Source organism: Psychrobacter sp. PP-21, from assembly GCF_033790785.1.
GTDB lineage: Bacteria > Pseudomonadota > Gammaproteobacteria > Pseudomonadales > Moraxellaceae > Psychrobacter.
The window spans coordinates 1-648 of record NZ_JAMYEB010000069.1; the positions used below are offsets into that span (position 1 = coordinate 1).

The 648-nt window shown below is 50.6% G+C and carries 1 protein-coding gene; it reads right to left on the reverse strand.

Features of this window, described 5'->3' with window-relative positions:
• Nucleotides 1–648 (reverse strand): Ig-like domain-containing protein (locus NJD71_RS13600; protein WP_319052434.1); only part of this gene is annotated, 648 nt, incomplete at both ends.

Genomic DNA, 648 nt, shown 5'->3' on the forward strand with positions numbered 1-648 from the left:
CTGGTGTAAAGGTCACAGCGCCTGAGGTAGGATCAACGACCCATTCTCCTTCGCCTGTGACCGTCAACGTAGTTACTTCATCACCATTGTCTGGGTCAATTAGCTTGACGGTCGTTGGGTCGATATCATTGTCAAAGTCTTCGTCATTACCTAATACAGCAACGGTAACTGGTGCTCCAGTGATACCTGTTTGGTTATCATCCGCTGCTCTTGGCGCCGTTGGTGGATAGTCGACAACGATTGTCGCTGGATTAGACGTTTGACCAGTGATATCAGAGACCACATAATCTACAGGCGTAGGGTCATTAGTAAAACCAACTTCTGGTGTAAAGGTCACAGCGCCTGAGGTAGGATCAACGACCCATTCCCCTTCGCCTGTGACCGTCAACGTTGTTACTTCATCACCGTTGTCTGGGTCAATTAGCTTGACGGTCGTTGGGTCAAGGTCACCCTCAGCATCGCTATCGTTATTCAAGATGTCGACAGTCACAGGGGCATTCAAAGGACCGACGCCTACGTCATTCTGTGCCACTGGGGCGGTTTGTGGGTAGTCGATGGTGACCGTGGCTTCGTTCGATACCAAACCGTTGATGTCTTCAACGCTATAGCTGATTGGGGTTGGGTCTGCGGTAAAGCCATCTTCTGGGG